Annotated in this window: 15 protein-coding genes and 1 pseudogene; 9 read left to right on the top strand and 7 right to left on the bottom strand. The window is 57.3% G+C overall.

The window, feature by feature from the left end:
• Window positions 1-525 precede the first annotated feature (525 nt).
• From GM656_RS05010 to xseA, 5 genes are all read right to left on the bottom strand, one after another.
• On the bottom strand, window positions 526-4080 hold the full coding sequence (locus tag GM656_RS05010; protein WP_162412578.1) for a type IV secretory system conjugative DNA transfer family protein: 3555 nt from the start codon (window positions 4078-4080) through the stop codon (window positions 526-528).
• 317 nt (window positions 4081-4397) lie between these two features.
• Window positions 4398-4838, bottom strand: a complete 441-nt coding sequence (locus GM656_RS05005; protein WP_162412577.1) for a hypothetical protein — start codon at window positions 4836-4838, stop codon at window positions 4398-4400.
• A gap of 156 nt (window positions 4839-4994) precedes the next feature.
• Window positions 4995-6563, bottom strand: a complete 1569-nt coding sequence (locus GM656_RS05000) for a lamin tail domain-containing protein (protein WP_162412576.1) — start codon at window positions 6561-6563, stop codon at window positions 4995-4997.
• A gap of 206 nt (window positions 6564-6769) precedes the next feature.
• Entirely contained in the window at window positions 6770-6946 is a 177-nt protein-coding gene (xseB, locus tag GM656_RS04995; protein ID WP_162412575.1) for an exodeoxyribonuclease VII small subunit, read from the bottom strand.
• Complete coding sequence (xseA, locus tag GM656_RS04990; RefSeq protein ID WP_162412574.1) at window positions 6943-8151, bottom strand: exodeoxyribonuclease VII large subunit; 1209 nt, start codon at window positions 8149-8151, stop codon at window positions 6943-6945. The genes xseB and xseA overlap by 4 nt, the downstream gene beginning before the upstream one ends.
• A gap of 286 nt (window positions 8152-8437) precedes the next feature.
• Between xseA and GM656_RS04985 the strand changes: the two genes are divergently transcribed.
• Both GM656_RS04985 and GM656_RS04980 read left to right on the top strand, forming a co-directional pair.
• Window positions 8438-9175, top strand: a complete 738-nt coding sequence (locus GM656_RS04985; RefSeq protein WP_162412573.1) for a hypothetical protein — start codon at window positions 8438-8440, stop codon at window positions 9173-9175.
• 671 nt (window positions 9176-9846) lie between these two features.
• The gene (locus GM656_RS04980; RefSeq protein ID WP_162412572.1) at window positions 9847-10695 is read left to right on the top strand and encodes a hypothetical protein; all 849 of its coding nucleotides are present in this window, start codon (window positions 9847-9849) and stop codon (window positions 10693-10695) included.
• 10 nt (window positions 10696-10705) lie between these two features.
• On the opposite strand, the gene GM656_RS04975 is transcribed toward GM656_RS04980, so the two are convergent.
• Window positions 10706-11125: a DUF6884 domain-containing protein gene (locus GM656_RS04975; protein ID WP_162413204.1), complete on the bottom strand. Its 420-nt coding sequence runs from the start codon at window positions 11123-11125 to the stop codon at window positions 10706-10708.
• A gap of 223 nt (window positions 11126-11348) precedes the next feature.
• Between GM656_RS04975 and GM656_RS19655 the strand changes: the two are divergent.
• The 4 genes and pseudogenes from GM656_RS19655 to GM656_RS04960 form a co-directional block, all read left to right on the top strand.
• A pseudogene (locus GM656_RS19655) lies at window positions 11349-11477 on the top strand (DUF7558 family protein); the annotation flags it as partial.
• A 71-nt stretch (window positions 11478-11548) separates the two neighbouring features.
• A complete protein-coding gene (locus GM656_RS04970) occupies window positions 11549-11851 on the top strand; it encodes a hypothetical protein (RefSeq protein ID WP_162412571.1) in 303 nt (100 codons plus the stop codon).
• On the top strand, window positions 11852-12364 hold the full coding sequence (locus tag GM656_RS04965; RefSeq protein WP_162412570.1) for a PIN domain-containing protein: 513 nt from the start codon (window positions 11852-11854) through the stop codon (window positions 12362-12364). It begins immediately after the preceding gene.
• Window positions 12365-12392: 28 nt separating this feature from the next.
• Window positions 12393-12677, top strand: coding sequence for a hypothetical protein (locus GM656_RS04960; RefSeq protein ID WP_162412569.1), 285 nt, complete (start codon window positions 12393-12395; stop codon window positions 12675-12677).
• Between the two features lie 53 nt (window positions 12678-12730).
• Here GM656_RS04960 and GM656_RS04955 read toward each other — a convergent pair whose 3' ends face one another.
• Window positions 12731-13543: an aldo/keto reductase gene (locus GM656_RS04955; protein WP_162412568.1), complete on the bottom strand. Its 813-nt coding sequence runs from the start codon at window positions 13541-13543 to the stop codon at window positions 12731-12733.
• 108 nt (window positions 13544-13651) lie between these two features.
• Here GM656_RS04955 and GM656_RS04950 point away from each other — a divergent pair, with 108 nt between their 5' ends.
• From GM656_RS04950 to GM656_RS04940, 3 genes are all read left to right on the top strand, one after another.
• The gene (locus tag GM656_RS04950) at window positions 13652-14044 is read left to right on the top strand and encodes a DoxX family protein (protein ID WP_162412567.1); all 393 of its coding nucleotides are present in this window, start codon (window positions 13652-13654) and stop codon (window positions 14042-14044) included.
• A 176-nt stretch (window positions 14045-14220) separates the two neighbouring features.
• Window positions 14221-15345: a right-handed parallel beta-helix repeat-containing protein gene (locus GM656_RS04945; protein ID WP_162412566.1), complete on the top strand. Its 1125-nt coding sequence runs from the start codon at window positions 14221-14223 to the stop codon at window positions 15343-15345.
• A 645-nt stretch (window positions 15346-15990) separates the two neighbouring features.
• On the top strand, window positions 15991-16839 hold the full coding sequence (locus GM656_RS04940) for a DNA-binding protein (protein WP_162412565.1): 849 nt from the start codon (window positions 15991-15993) through the stop codon (window positions 16837-16839).
• Window positions 16840-17064 lie beyond the last annotated feature (225 nt).

Genomic DNA, 17064 nt, shown 5'->3' with positions numbered 1-17064 from the left:
CCGGCCGAATCACGATATCGCCCCAGAATCAACGAGAAACGGGCTGAAAGAGCTGAATCAACTCCGGCGGGGGACTATCGACCACGCCGACTCAGCCGTGAAACACCCCCGTTGAGCGAGTCATAATCGGGTTCAGTCTTGCGATTAGCAGGTGTGAAAGCGACGACGACGAACGACACGCCTCGAACGTCACACCCTGCCGGGAGCGGGTCGCTCTGTAACGATTGCTGTTCCACCGGGCACTAGCAAACTACCCGTTCCACGCTGACTGCGTCCTAGTTCACCCTCTCGCTCGTAGCTGGGAGTCTTCTTGCGGCCGTCAGCGCCGACTATGAAAACCACCCGCTCGAGCAGCATTCAGAATGGAGTCACAGAATGGCCACGAGAGCGTCCAGAGTAGCAGTTCGGGAGCGTTGCGGCGAATCGATGAGCACCGATTCTGAGCGGAACTCCAGCGGGCGGACCTAGCTGCGAGAGAGAGCGCCGAAGAAGACCGAATCCGCGAACAGTGGCTTCGAAGCAGTACTATTCAGGCAACTGTCCCTGGAGCCAGGAGACCGGATAGATCGCCGTACACCCGGGGGTATCGAGCCGGAACTGCTGGGGTGGAGTCGTCTCGGCATACGACTTCTCGATGCGGGGCTCGCCGTCGGCGGGAGCGCGAAGAACGTTGAGGAGGTCGTGGCCGTCGGACTGGGACATGACGATCCAAATCGCCTCCTCGACGCCGCAGGCGGCCATCTTATCGAAATCGGCGGGGGCAGCGCGATGCACGTCGTTGTTGATTCGCTCGGCTTCGACGGCGACGACGATCGAACCGTCGGCGTCGAGGCCGGCGACGTCCAGACGGCGCTGTTCGGACTCGGTGACAGCGTCGGCGATATCGTCGGGATCGCTCCCCATCGCGGCGGCTGCGGGGACAGTCGTGGTATCGTTGGCAGACGGTTCGTAGTACGGGACCACGTCGACGACTGGCGACTCCTCGTCGTCGAGGTACTCGGCCTCGAGATAGCGGCGGCCGACTTCGACGGCCAGGACGTGTTCGCTGGACTCTTCGAGATCACCCTTCCCGTGGCCGTACTCCACGCCGCGGCGGTAGTGTTCACCGATCTCGGACCGGCCGGCTGGTGTCACGGTGTACAGCCGGTGGGGATGGTCCGTATCGTGGGATAGCACGCCGGCGTCGAGGAGGTCCTGGATGGCCTCACTGTCGATATCGACGTACTCCTGCAGACGGAGCATCGAATCGGACAGCAAATCGTATTCGAGGGGATCGAATCGGAGCTGCTGGGCGTTGTACACCGCCTGCAGGAACAGGAGCTGGGTGTCAGACCACTCGGAAGCCTCGCGCTCGTCGGGCGTGAGCTTGAGCTGGATCGAGCAGATCGGAACATCGTCGCGATCGACGGCGTCAATCGACGAACAACAGGAAATCGCGCGCTTCATCCCCTCGATACCCGTATCGTATCGGTTGTCACAGCCCGTACAGCACAGCGCGTGGACCTCTCCGACGTACCGAACCGTCGGCGGGAGCCGGTTGGTCATCGGCAAGACGCTGTCGAGTCGGTCCAGCGTCGGCGTCGACGCCTCAGCATCCTCCTCGTCGGGGGTACTCGGCGTCCCGAGCGTCAGTCCAGAGTGCTCGCGTGTTCGTTCGGCGACCGAGCGTTCCAACTCGTCGACAGTCTCGTTCGTCACCGTCTCGCCAGAGCCCTCTGGATGGCCCGGTGGGAGGGGGAGAGATTCCACCCGAAACGGACGTGGTTCGGGCTCACCGAAGGCGGCCGGGAGCCGAGCGAGCCACTCACCGCGACGGATGGCACGGAGGACAGCACCAATCTCGTCAGCTGACAGGTCCGCGGTTGCAAGACGTTCGGCCAACCGGCGGTCGATGGGGACGTTCCCGATCACGTACGTCGAGACGTTGTTCAGCAGTTCCCGGTAGGCGTTCTCGTCAGCGGCCCGAAGTTGCTCGGGAAACTGCATCGCCAGCGTGATCGAACACCCGAAGCTTCGGGACTGGGCAAGCAGTTCCTGTAGGATATCTGAAGTAGCGACGGTCGCCGCTTCTTCGAGGTACACATTAACTAAGTTATATGAATCTGCGTCGGGAGATCGTTTCGCGCGTCGCCGAAGCGCGGTCCAGAGGTTCGAGAGAATGACGCGAGTCATCGCCTCGCGAGCCTCGCGTCGCAACCCACTCGTATCGAAGATGATGACGACGTCCTCGTCGAGATAGTCATCGAGGTCGAAGTGGGGGTCACCCTCCTCGGGAACGTGATTGAACACACGAGCGAGGCGGCGGTCCATCGGGATCTTTTCGATCCGATTCGCGACGCCCTGCATGATCTCGTCGAAGGAGCGGGCGCTGTTTGCGACGACGCCGGCGAGCATCCGTTCGAGGTCGTCATCGGAAACGGCGGGGGCAGACTGCCGTTCGTGCATCTGTCGGACTGCCGTATGGAGGTCTCGATGAGAGAACGCGTCGTCACCATTGACCGAGTCGAACAGCGCCTTGACCAGATAGCGGATGATATCGGGCGAGCGGACGGCCTGTTCGAAGCGGTCGGGACCCATGATTCCGGCGAGGATTTCGAGGTAGTGGTCGGCCGTCTCCTCGACGGCCGTGGTGCGGGCAACGCCCGCATCGAGGTCGTCGCGGATGTCGAAAAACGAGAACGCTGGCACGACCTTCGAACAGTCGAAATACAGGACGTTCTCGAGGGTTCCGTACATCGCGTAATGAGCGCGTAGATACGCTCTGACCATCCCGTCACCCTTTGGCTCGTTGATGATGGTCGCGCCCTCGGTGGCCGCATGGTTCCGACAGATGGCGTTCGTGGCACTCGTCGTCTTTCCGGAGCCGGTTTTACCGATCAAACCGATGTGGAGTGGCTGCAGTGACGGCGGAAGCGATATCGGGTCGTGATCGACCGTCCCATCCTGTGAGATTGGGTTACCGATCGGGAATCCTGGTCCTCGATACGTCTGAAGTTGTTCTGGCGGCGGCAGCGGGAGCGCCTTCCGCTCGCCCGGCGTCGTCGCGAGTCGTCGACGAGCTTCGGCCGGGAGTGCGCTCCCGTCGAGCAGACAGAAGCTTCCGAGTTCGCTCGCGTCGACAACGATACCCGGACTGGTGGGGGAGGTGAGTGGAAGGTAGCTGTCGAGGGATTCGTAGTCCGCGGGGTCGAAGTCCCGGTTAACTATTTTGTTCCTGAGTCTCTGTGCGTCTGTGTTTCTGCAGACCGTGCCACTAAGTTCGTAACAGGAGTGACTGACCTCCGTAAAGGCCGTTGCGAGGTCGTCGGCGACGTGTCTGTCTCGCTCGTCACACAGGACCGCCCGGATGTTGACCTCGAAGGAGCGTCTGGGGTTTCGCTCGTCGAGTTCGTCGAGGCGAGCGCGGTCTGCGACCGGAATCCGTACGTCGGAGTGGTCCAGCTCGGAGGGGCCGAGGAGTGCGCCGATGACCTGGCCGACCCAGGTTTCCTTTCCCTCTTCGAGAGCCTGTTTGTGCATATCCCGCTCGACCGTCCAGTCGGACTTGGGACGGACGAGGATCTGGAAGAGGGCTGGACCGTCTGTGGCTGCGAACGCCTCGACGACGCTCGCGAGCGGCGTTCGGACGTGGTCGCTCTCTTGGTGGAACGTTTCGAGTGGCGTGAGTCGCGTCTGCCAGTCTTTGCGGGTGTCTGGCTGGCCGTCGAAGCGAACGGCAGTCGGTGGCTGATCTGGGACGAGCGTCGGCGACCACTGCACCGTGCGGAACTCGTAGGTGTCGGGGAATATCGTTCGGAGGATGCGTTCCAGTGGCTCGTGTAGATCAGGAGTGTCGATCCCGAAATAATACTGGATGGTCTGAGTGTCCTCTTTGGGGGCGACGAGGTATATCTCGAGTGCTGGTGGTGGTTCCTGAAGGAGGGTCCAGCGTCTCGTTTCGATCTCCTGAGATTCGAGTTGGTGGAGGCGTTCGAACTGCGCCTCGACCGTTTGTGGATCGAGTGGTTCGTCGGTCGGTGTGACGCGGATGTATTTTCGGGTTTCGTCTACAGGGACTGGTAAATTATCTTGTGTTGTCATTGAAAATTACGTAGATGTAATCTCGTATAAATCTATGGAAAGAACGCGGAACTGCGGACGGAGTGGTGGTTTGTGTGTGAGATTCATTACGGGATCCAGGGTAGACAGACAGAAAGCCCCGGCTGGCTGCGCTCGGGGGACTCGCTGCGGTCCTCACTGCGTTGCGGTCCTTATGTCGTCCGCCGTCGCGCAGTCAGCCGCCCCTTTCAGTCCCGCCAATGTGGAATATGACAGTCATTCTGACACGTAGTTGATTCACTGCCACAAATCGACCGCGGAGATACACAGACCACTTATTGAAATGTCCTTCTAACCGGTTATTCGCTCTGTGATCGCGATAGACGTGCAATCTGTTCAAGAGACTCGCCTCGAGAGATGAACTCATGAACTTCTGTCCGGGTGTGAATTGACAGCTGACTCTTCCGAAGCCAGTATCCAGTCAACAGTAAAACACTACCAATGAGAAGAGTCAATATCGCAATTCCAGAGGCGGAGTTCCAATTAAATAGACTATACGCCAACGATGCAAGACCAGAGTAGAGATATGCTCTTGACCAAGTCGGTTCTTGATACTGAACAGTTGATATATCAGCCAGATTGATGGCAGTCATTGTTCGTTTTCCAGAAAACAAGATCCGTGTATCAGTGCAACCTATCTTTCCCGATTTACCGGAAAAGAATAGTGCGTGTGGATCCCCGTAAACAGGTGCTTCAGCACGTATCTCTTCGTCGGCATTGAGATATTCAGCTAACTCCATATCAAATAATTCCTCAGTGGAGGATAAAAACCGGTTTGTCAGCTTAGAGTCATCTCTACAGTACAAAATCACTCCTAAAACCAACACTAAAATAGGGAGCTGTGCCTGTGGTTGGGATGATTGTTACGCAACATGAGATTACAAGAAATCAGACACTCAGTACGGCTCCTTGACCACGGTCTTTCCATTTTCGTCAATCACGTATATCGTGTCCCCATTGTTATTCCAAATGGCCGCATCTGATCCCCAGTACAGTTCCGAGTCGGTTTCCGTGCCGCTCCCAGTGTACAGCGTCACTTTCGAACCTGGATCAAGTTCGAAGCCATCCGGGAACCGATAGGTGTGCTCGGCTTCGTCTTCAACGGTCCACCCGGACAGATCCAATGTCGATTCTCCCGTATTCTCGAAGACAACGTATTCGTCATTCTCGTTTTCGTGATCATTTCCAGACGCATCTTCGTGGATGTTCGCAACGATCAGCCCATCCCCGATCTGCTCGGGCGTCGGAGTCGGCTCTGGTGTCGGTTCAGGTGTCTGAGGTTCGAAATTCCAGACGCCGATCTCCTGAGCCCGTGCATTCGCTTCAGTCGAGGCAAATTGCGAGCGCTTACTGAACGCGGTGTCGTACAACCGCGCATAGCCTTGCTCAATCAGTGCGTGATTGAATAGGGTGCCGTCATCGTAGATATACACCAGTAATCGTCCGTAGCTTCCCCGTCTGTCTGCTTCCTCGTCAACGACGATCCGTATCTCTTCTCCTCGTTCGAGTTCTGTTCTGGCGAATTCACTCGCCTTGTGGCCCCAATCTCGAAGGTGATCACTCCCACGATCCGTGTCCGGAATCCCTTCCCACTCATCGGGGTCCGTCGTCGTGTGTACCTCTGGCGTATCGACGCCCAAGAGCCGTACTCTTTCCTCGTCTCCATCCTCATATCTTACATCGATGGTGTCACCATCGACGATCTCAACCACAGTGACTCGGAACTCAGTGCGCTCTTCTCGGTCCGGCGTTGGGGTTGGCTCCGGAGTCGGCGTCGGTGTCGGCTGTACCTCGGGGGTGGGGGTTGTCGTTGAGGTGAATGTACCAGTGACGACTGGAGTTTGGATTGGCTCTGGTGTCGGGCTCGCAGTCGGCGATCGTGATGCCGACTGTGTCACGACCGTTCGAGTCGGACTGTCTGGTGTTGGTGTCATCGTGTACCCTGGTGTAGCGGTCTCCAGAGTAGATTGACTGAAATTTGCAATAGTACCATTCCAGCTCGCGATGTCGTCGTGAAATACGATATCGAGATCGACGAGTTCGATACCCAGATACAGTTGGCCAGAATCAAATTGTGAAAGGGTTGTAGTGTCGAGATGGATTGTTTTTCTGTAATTCGGAGACCTACTAACATTCTCGCTTCTGGATACTTCGATATCGTTGATCCTGACAGTGAGAGTCGGTTCACCTGGATTGCCTTCTCCGTCGGCATTGGGAAGGCGCGTATCTGCACACACCCGAAGTGAGAATGAGACTACGTCACCACTGTCGTTTTCAGAGATATTGACTATCCGGGCATTGAGTTCTGAATCTGGATCAGCACTCACAGTTGACTCAACTGTCGCTGTTTCAGTTTCGGAGAGTGTCTCTGTCTCTGTAATCGGTGTATCCGAAGTCCCTGCACAGCCAGCGAGGATCGACAAGAGAACGATCCACACCACCACGATGATGCGCCCCGTTGCCATGCCGAACCAAGCAGTCCCAGCACAGAAAGTATAGCAGACCGTTTTCTATGGAAGGAGAGCGCTACCGTTCGAGTAACTGTGGCTTTTTCAGGGTAGAGGAGGATGTCGTCGCTGCCCGCCACATGTTCATGACTGGTATCGCTGGAAACTGTGGTCTGTCCGAAGTGCAGGTGGATTAGCAATTACTGGCAATTAGGCTCTCCTTCTCATCGATCAACAATCTCACCGTCGCCAACTGCCAGTTCGGACTCCAGTTCTGCCAGCAGCTCCGTCCCCTCGTCGTGGAGTTCGTTCGCGCGTTCGAGCGAGACGTCTCCCGCTTCGAGTTGGTCGATGATCATTTCGAGTCGGTCCGTCTTCTCGGAGATGGTGTCGTCCTTCATAAGTTGATCAGGATGAACAGCCCCAACGCAACGACGAACAACGCCAGAACGAGCAGCACCACGATGAAATGGCGTCGTTGTTGGCGATACCGTTCGGCGTCCTGTTCACGCTTTCGTTGCTGTGCGTACTGTGTTCGGGCGCGGTCCAGTCGATTCTCTAGAGAGGTCAGTTCGTCGCGAACGTGCGTTTCGTACGATCGGTTCAGATCTGTTTCGAACGCCCTCAATGTCGAGTCGAATGTTTGCGCGTACCTTCGGGTCAGTCGGTCATGTGTTTCCTCGAGCATCTCTTGGACGGTATCGGTGTACGTACGGTCCAGTCTGTCGCTGAGCGCGTCTAGTTCGTCTTCCAGGGCCGCTTTCTCCGTGACGATTAATCCGACCTCTGTCGGCGTCATCACTCGCCGATCAGCTACCTCTCCAGCCAGTGTCTGGTCGTTATCGTGGCCGACGCCGACCACGATCGGTGTCTCTGTCCTGTGGATGACGCGACAGAGTGGCGTCTCGTTGAATACGCGGAGATGTTTGTCTGCCCCACCGCCGCGAGTAAGGACGATGACGTCGATCAGCGGGTCGTCATCTAATTCGCTTATCGCACCCATGATCGAGAGCATCGCATCGTCACCCTGAACGGTGGCGTTCTGGACGACGATGTCCACGTCGGGATAGCGGTCGTGGATGCTGGTGATCGCATCGGTTCTGGCGTCGCTCGTTGCACTCGTGACGATGCCAATTCGTTCGGGCAGCTCCGGAAGCGATTTCTTGGCCGCAGGATCGAGCAGGCCGTCGGTTTCGAGCAGATGGCGGTTCTGTTCGTAGATTCGCTGGTACGTTCCTTCACCGACTTCCACCACGTCATCAACGATGATCGAGACGTTGCCTCCGTCTTCGTAGTACGAAAGCGAACCTTTCACAGCGACTTGCGTTCCGTCCTCGATAGCGAGACCCAGTTGCTTGCGACGGTAGCTGAAGATCACGCAGTGGATGGTCGAGTCTTCGTGAACCAGATCGAAGTGGACGTGGTCGTTCGATGAGACACCGGCATCAGAAACGTCACCGACGACGTAGTCGAATCTGAGCTGTTCTGCGTCCTCAAGCAGGGAACCGATATCGGCGTTCAGCGTGTCGACGTACGTGACCCGCTCTGCTTCGAGCGCCTCCTGTAATGTCTCGATCGGCACAGCTTCGCTCGGCTCCGACTCCATTCGACCATCTGTTGCGTGGACGCGTACTTAATCAGTGGTGGTCTTGAGTAGTTCGATTCACCAATCCGATTATCGAACCCGACATCATTCTTTCCGAGATTTCTCTCTAGATATCGAGACGAAGGCACCAATTGTACAGATATCGCCGTTATAGCAATCGAAACTGAGCTATACAGACAATTTGAGCGGAGGAAGAAATATATTTCAGCAGATGGTTATTTTTTGGAGGGTTAAAATGAGCACACTTCCCAAAATTTGAAATCACTTCTAACTAAATAATGGTAAGATGACTAAAGAATCAGGAAAGGATGATAATGAAAATGATATTTCCAAATCGGAGGCTCTCATCGAGATCTATGAAGAGTACCAGCAGATATCGAAAGGTAAGGAGTTCACCGGTGACGGAACATGGACGGAAGACAAAGTCATCTGTGCCATCGTTACCGCGACATCAGAAATAGTTGCTTTGAGCAAAGCCGCTGCTGCATTCGGTTGCCGGGATGACCGACCAGAAACACTCTGGGATTACGAACGGACCGAAAGCTTCGAAATAATCAGCGAGTTCAAAACACCGCCGAGAGTGGTCGCAAATTCCGCATGGGAGGATCTTCCGCCAGTCGCGAAGGCTGGCGATGACGGCTACGATGACGTTGTTGTTCAGATGCGCTCAGTCTGTTCTTTCGAGGACAACAAGTCGATAGTATACGATGAATGGGGAACGCAAATCACCTCGGCAGATGCGTTAGAAGAGGCGACGACGGTAGGCACTGACCCAGTGTGGATCGTCATCGGAGTGTCGCTTGAACCAACAGCTGTTGGGAAGGGATTCGACGAGTACATCGGCTCGACTGCAAGAATTCACTGTCACACCTGTCGACTGGAATCCGCTGAATGTGTCAATATTATTCTCCCTGAGGAGATGGACGACCACGTGGGAATATGGATCTGCGAGGAGTGTGGCGGTCGAATATCTGGACCGACTCCACAGAAAGCGCTCCGACAAGATGCATTGAGTTTTGATTGAGTGAACATAGGCCGATTTGACCGCATCCCCTCTCCCCACTCCGATCCCCGCTATACGCGTGTGCAATGTCCGAGATCCATGAATATGCGGTTGTCAGGTGGGTAGCAAGCGCAGTCACAGCACTGCAAAACGTGGTGACTGCCGCTGCCTGTGGCGGAAGACAACCGAACAAATTCAGGAGTGTGAGACATTGGAGAAAGGTGGCGGTTGCTGATCGGCCAAGTTGCAGTTTTTTAGGCACACTGTGCGAGCCTTCTGAATATCGTTCTCGTAGCGATTGGCTTGGAGAACGGTTGAGTGAAGCCGGCTGGTCCCTGCGACCAGAGAAAAGTATTCAAGTGAATGTAACTGGGGTACAATAGGTAGTACCCGTATCTGCAATGAGTGAATCGCCAGGACAGTGGCCGGAAGACGTCGCGATCCGATTCTATGCCGAGAGCTCTGTCTCGCTTCCCGGGATGGGTGACCAGCCTGAATCGTGTGGCGCGTACTATCCGTCGAAATTTTGCACCGATTGTGGCAATCCACACTTCGAGCAGTCAACCTGTGAGACGCGGACCTGTCCGTTCTGCTGGAGTGCGTGGCGACGCCGACGTGCTGAGCAGATCACCGTCCGACTTGGCGCAGCACGAGCGACTGCAGACCCGGGATTGGATAAACGAGCGGTTCACGTGGTCGTCTCACCACCCACTGGATCGATCAAATCTCTGGTCGATATCCAGCGTGGATATCGTGAGACCTACGAATTGGCACGGGCGAAAGGCATCCGTGGCGGTGTTGCCATCTTCCATGGCTTCCGTGTGGCTGACGCCGCAAAGGATGCATACGACGCAGCGGTCAAATCGGGAGAGTGGCTGCCCGAACGGGACGGAAAACTCTGGCGATGGGTTCGCCAACAGGACGCATCCTGGCGCGACTTAACCTACTGGAGCCCGCACTATCACCTCATCGGCCTCGCTCGTGACGTTGGCTGGAGCGACGCCGACGAACAAGAGGGATGGATTCTCCGACGAATACGCAGTCTCGACCGGTTCTCGCCGAATATCGATTCGGGCTACGAGGACATGATCGGGCTGTCGATGTACTTGCTCTCGCACTCGACTTTCGAGACCACAGCAAGCAAACACAGCATCAGATGGTTCGGAGAGCTGTCGACAAATCAGTTCTCACCCGAAAGCGAACTTGACGCAGGCCTGTACGACCTCATCGCCACTCGGGCACGAGAGCTCGCTGGCACAGCCCAAGGCACCGAGAGTGATACTGGTGGTAGTGGGCCAAACGAGGAACAGTCGGAATGCTGTACAGAGGGCTGTTCAGGCGACTTTGCACCGATCTGGGAAGCAGGTGCTGCCCTCTCGGACCCGCGGTTCTGTGACAGTATTGCGTCGGAGACGGAATCGCTTCTCAACGCCGCCTTTCAGTGGGCCATCGGAGATAGACCACCACCAGATGACCAATTATTTCCGAAGACCCGGACGGAAGCCCGCGAAATCCTACGGGAGTTAGCCGCTGGAACGTGAGTAGTTCGAGTCAGAGTCGATCACTGTACCATGCCACTCGTTCACCGATAGCGAGGCCCTCAGTCGGAATCGCAACATCGGCATCTGGAAAATCTTCAAGCAATAGAAGCAATTCCTCGTAGTATGCTTTCCCAGCATGGAAAACGAGCGTTTCGTCTCCACGCAGAACACCCATCTCTTGCATCTGGTCGACCGCTTCAGAAGCCCACTCACGTCGTTTGGCCACACTGGCGGAGGTCAGCGTCTTCTCGTACGGTTCGATCAGGTCGCCGTCTGGATCGAGAAGGCCGTGTTTCGCCGAGAGAATCCACCACTCGTCGTGTTCGCGCTCTGCATACGCTCGCATCTTCTCGAAATACGTCGACGTGTAGAGGTCTCTCGGCCGAGCGGGTTGATCACGCTTGGTTTTCACACAACTGACGAGACCGATTTCGCGTCTATGGCTGGTTGTCCTGTGCTAGCGTAGTCACATCTCAACAGTAAATTGTTCGGCCAGCTCAGCGGCAGGATCAGGGTCAATTCCGACGGATGTGACGTGCTCGACGAGCGCGGTTCGGGCAGCCCCGCTATCCGGTTCGTGGATCCCGATAATCTGGCCAGCTTGCCAGACGACCGAGTCGATACGGAGGAGCGAGACAGGCCGATTCAGCTGGTCGCTCACGGGATTCAGAGTCGAACTCGGCCGTCTCGAAGGCCCCTTGCAGCTGTGCGAGCAGTGTAGCCTTGGTGAGTCCGCTACGTACTGGACAAACGGTCTCAAGAAGCATCCCGTGGACAAGTGACGCGTGGCCGAGTGTGGCTCACATCGTACACACGAAAACGGCTAAGTGCGCTGGCTCACAATGTACACATCATGAGCACCGATAAGAAGCGCGTGCAGTTTCGGGCCCCCGATCGACTCATCGACCGGGCCGACGCACTGGCCGCAGTCCTCGGGGAAGACCGAACAGACGTCCTCGTGACCGCGCTTCGGGAGTACCTCCAAGACGCCGCTCACGACGACGCACTCGTCCAGGAGATCGCCGCCGCCTATTACGACGACGAGATCACCTTCGATCAACTCAAAGCACTCGTCGGCGCCGAGGAGGCGGCAAACCTCCGAGTGTTGAAACAGCAGTTGGACGAGGACTTCATCGACGAGGTAGCCGACGCATAGATGTCGCGGTGTATCGCAGACGCCTCAGCCCTCGTGAGTCTCGGGATCGTTACTGACGACGACCCCGATCCACTCGCACTCTGTCTCTCCCGATACGAGGTCGTCGTCCCAACTGCGGTCATCGATGAACTCCAAGAGATCGCCTCCTACGATGACGTCCATGGCCACGCCGCGTCCGCCGTCCTCGACCGGGTGGATGCATTCACGACACAGTCGGTGGACCTCGATGCCGAGTTTCCGCTCGATGACGGTGAAAACGCGGCGGTCACGCTCGCGAACGATCTCGATGCTGCGCTCTTCCTCTGTGACGAGTTCAACCAACTTGGCTTGATCCACGCCTCACTCGCGGATACCCGACTCGTCACGACACCGACACTGCTCTCGGTTCTCGTTCGAACCGAACACCTATCGGCTGCCGATGCGCGGCTGCTCCTCGATGAGATTAGTGACGCCCGTAGCTGGGGAGCAAACAGCTATGTGCAACGAGCTCGCTCGTTGCTCGAGGAGCCCTGACACCGATATAGATACCTCCGACGAAGGGATGAACAAGACCATTCGAGATGCAGGGTACCATCCCGATCAGATTGTAGTGACGCCCTCGGACTCTGTGACTCCAGATGTGGAAAGCCCGAGCAAAGATATCTTCATTACCCCGGATGGCACGGAACTCAGTGCTGAAGAAGCAGAGCGGAGTAATTTCGATCCCATCACCGGCGCGGATTTGAGTGGTGTGGAACTCCAGTCGCAGTTTGCTCTTGCCGAGATGTCAAGGGCCGATCGGGATGCATACTTCAATGAAGATGCGGAGTACAAAATCGGCGAATAGCGGAGTAACGCTACGGAATTTTCGATCTGCTACTCATATAGAAATCTGAAACGCTACAGTCCCAACATCGACCGAACCCGTTCTAGCAGTCCACCCTGCAGGTCGAAGATCTGTGCCATTTCCTCGTCAGTCAACTCGAAGTCGAAGATCGAGAGGTTTGATTCCAGATGGGCATGGCTGGCTGCCTTCGGTATCGCAGCGACCTGTTGTTGCTGAACGAGCCAGCGAAGCGCCACCTGTGCTGGTGACTTCTCGTATCGGTCTCCAATCGTCGCTAATGTGGTGTCGTCGTTGACGCGACCTTTGGCCAGCGGACTGTACGCCGTGAGCATGATGTCGTGGTCGATGCAGTATTCGAGCACGTCAGACTGGTCTGTATATGGATTGTACTCGACCTGGTTCGTACAGATCGGTGTCTCAGAGGCTTCGCGTGCGTTTGCAAGCTGCTCCACCGAAAAGTTGCTCACGCCGATGTGTCGAACCACTCCATCGCTCTGGAGTTCGTTCATTGCTCTTATCGTCTCCTCGATGGGGACAGATCGACTCGGCCAGTGGATCAGGAGGAGATCAATCGTCTCAATGCCGAGTTTCTCGCGGCACGCTCTGACGGACTGTTTGGTCTCCTCGTAGCCGAGGTTCGTTCGCCAGACCTTGGTCGTGATGAACAGGTCGTCGCTACTGACAGCCGTGTTTGCGAGCGCCTGGCCGATCGCAGCCTGATTCTCGTAGTACTCGGCCGTATCGATGTGGCGATAGCCCATTTCCAGTGCCTGAGCCACCGTCTCGGTGCAGGTCTGGCCGCGCAGACGATAGGTCCCTAATCCGAGTGCCGGAACTTGCGTCTGACCCGTGCTGACGTATTCCATGATTGGGTTTGGATCGATTCGAAGAAAGCTCCTGTGCCGACGAGCGTGTCAGCTCCACTGGGATCGTATCCCAACTGGTTTTCCGCTGGTCGCCATAGATTGTGAGAGATGCGTGTTGGCTTGGCGCAGTTGAAACGGCCATTACTCTATCTGATGGCGATCTTGTACGTCGTCGCGGGGACCTTGCATTTCGTCGTGCCGGAGCTGTACGTCCAGATCATGCCGCCGATTTTACCAGCGCCGCTTGCGCTGGTGTATCTCTCGGGCATCGCCGAGGTCGTCGTGGGACTCGGCCTGTTGGTACCACGGACGCGTTCGTACGCCGCATGGGCGACAATCGCGTTGCTCATCGCGATCTTTCCTGCAAACGTCTATATGGCCGTTTCCATGGTCACCATCGAAGGAGCACCCGGTAGCGGTGATCCCTCTGTGCTGGCCCGCTGGGCTCGGTTGCCGCTTCAGGGCGTGTTGATTCTCTGGGCGTACTGGTACACCGACTGAGCGTGCAACCGGTTCCGAATGACGGACTGGACTCGGCTTCGGTGGTCGATGACTCCGCTGATCAGTGTTCATTGCTCGCCCTCGATATAATAGTTGATAACCTTATAACTATATTACAATAGATTGTGTCACTATGTGACACACCCTGGCTCGAGGGCGGCCAAGGGTGTAAGACTATGACACGCGAAAAACGACTATTCCGACGACGAGCGGTTCTGCAAACAATTAGTGGTGCCGTCGTGGCGGGTGCTGCATACACGGGTGTCGCAGGGGCGAGCAATCACTGTGATTGGACTGTAAGTAGCGGGGATTCAATCCAGTCTGTGATAGCTGGTGCGAGCAGTGGCGAAACGATCTGTGTCGAGCCAGGTACGTACGCCGAGGATGTCACGGTCAATAACGAGCTCACTCTTGAGGGGCCCAATAGTGGGATCCCTGGTGATGGGAGTCGTGGCGACGAGGCAACTATCGAAGGCCGAGTGATTCTCACGGCTGATGGGGCCGAGCTAGACGGGTTCGATGTTTCACCACCAGCAACTGAGAGTAATCAGACATCCGAGGCCGTCAGGGCCAGCAATACACCGAACGACATTGTCATTGCGAACAACGTTGTTCGGGATTTCGAGCGAGATGATCCTGACGGCGGGTTTTACGGTGTAGATGGGATCAATATTTTCGGCGGTGATGCGAACGAAGCCATCGAGAATGCCACTGTCCGTCAGAACAAAGTCCAGAACGTGCGGAACGAAGATCTGGCTGGAGCCGCCGGAATCAGTATCCAGGGCAACGTTAGCGATGCCGATATTGCGGACAACGTTGTGACAGACATCGCAGAAGAGGTGACAGCCTACGGCTTTGGTGTCGTGATTCGAGGGACCGGGAATCACAACGAAGTTCCAGAAGACGTTGCTGTGGTTGGCAACGAACTGACTGACGTCTTGTCGGATCCATCGTCACCGTACGATGGCGTCGGGTTCGAAGTGGAAGCCGACGGGAGCGGGTTCGAGGCCAGTGAGAACATAATCGAGAGCAATAATCTGGGTATCGAAGTCAAAGTGGCTGCCGATGAGACGGTCATCGATTTCAACGATATTGTCGACAACACACGTCGAGGTGCTCTCAATGTCGATAATACGACGGTAGATGCGACAGATAACTGGTGGGGCCATGCGAGCGGGCCTGGTGGCCCGGACGGGCGGCGCAACCCAGCCGGGAGAGAAGTCGGGAAGGGTGACGATATCGAGGGAGATTTCGACTTTCGACCGTGGCTCAGACGGTCGATCAATAGCCCATCACGCTGAGTCGGCCATCGGTTTGGGGTGGTTGATTGATGTCTCCGTGGTTTGTGACCGCTCTCTCTTTTCTGTGTGGCGGAGTCGTCTATGGCCCGCCGCGCGCGCCGCGTGCCGCCCTCCGCGTGCTCACGGTTCGCATCGCTCACCGTTCGCAGCGAGCCGTTCCCTGCTCGCGGGTCGTGCCTCCCCGCTCGCAGTCGGTCACGACTCTCGGCGCTCGCGACCGACCATTCCGGGCATGCGGCGAGCAAGCTCGCCGTTCCGGGCTGAAGTGAATCTGGTCTCGACGCCAGCGGGTTAGCCGGTCGGTTGCGCCCCTCGCGGGCTGTCGCGTTCCAGTGCTTGGTGCCGACTGTGCCGTCGCGCGCCACAGTGCGGCGCGCGTGCTCGTCGACAGTCGCACTGGACACGGTCCCGCAGTCCGGGCCGGACGCGAACAGGCTAACTCCGCTGGACGCTCGCTCCGGGCGGGTCCACGCGCGCGGCTGGCTGTGTGATCTCACTGTGGCGCTCTCGCTCGCGCCCACTGGGCGCTCGCGAAGGCGCGAGCGAGAGCGCAGGCGTGACTGGTCGGTCGGTGTCCGTGGAAAACCCCGTGCTGTAACACGGGGTGTCGGGCGCGTGAGCGCCTTCAGGATTCTGGTGAATCCAATGTCAGGTAAGAACGTAATTCGTAATAAGCGTACGGTAGAGCAGTGGCAAGAAGACAAACGGCGTGGCTGGGTGGTCGACGAGACGCCCGAGTTGCGGCGGTCGGTCGAACAGGAGATCCAGGGGAAGGTGGATACGAACCACCCGGATAGTTGCCGGGCGAGCATGACCCTGGAACAGGAAGAGAAGGCAATCGCACGGGATATCGAGATTGCACGAACCCGAGCGAGGGTCGGCGAGCAGATTCGAGAGCGGGAGCGACAGACGCGACTGACGGTGGAAGCATCGGGACGGCAAACCCGACGGCGGTTCGACAAGCGCGCAGCGAGCGTGGACGGCTGGAGGGATCCAGACCGGGCGGACCCTCGGACAATGCTGTCACAGGAGGATGTCGCGGCGGTCAACGAGCAGGCGGCGCGGTTGGCCCGGAAACACGACGGCTGGACGCGGGCGGCAGTGAGTCGGCGGCTGGCCGAGCGGCTAGTTGACGGCCGTACAATGACCGATGCGGTCGTCGACGTGTACGAGGAACTCGAAACGGCGGCTGGGACAGTGGTTCCAATCGCGAAGGTCGGCGAGGTCAATCGCAGCGAAGTGTGTATTTCCGGGCGTGTCGAGACGTGGTGGACTCCTTCTCATCCACGGATAGCTCAGGTAGGACTCATCGGCGACGAGAGCGGCCGGACGCGACTGACGATCTGGGAGGCGTCGAATGCACCCTGGATCGAGGAAGGCGAACAGGTGCATATCCACGGCGCGGCAGTGAGCTGGTACGAGGGCCGCGCCTCTCTGGCCGTCACTGGTTGGTCGACCATTCACTTCCCCGAGCGCGGTCGGTGGTGGGAGTAGCGGGCTGAGGCGGCCTTCTTTTTTTCTCTGCCAGACCGGCCCAGACCCCGCCTCCCCACCCACCGCTCCGTGCTCGCTACGCTGCGCGCGCAGCCACGACCTTGTTGACTCATTACGAGATTATGACTCCAAACCATCAGCCAACCATTTCAAATCCGGCAGGGCCCATCCCGCTTCTGCCCGTTTCATGACCGAAACAGTTCGGCAGCATCAGGTACACGAGCG

Source organism: Haloarcula salina, from assembly GCF_010119195.1.
Classification (GTDB): domain Archaea; phylum Halobacteriota; class Halobacteria; order Halobacteriales; family Haloarculaceae; genus Haloarcula; species Haloarcula salina.
This window is presented reverse-complemented; position numbering and strand designations above follow the sequence as displayed.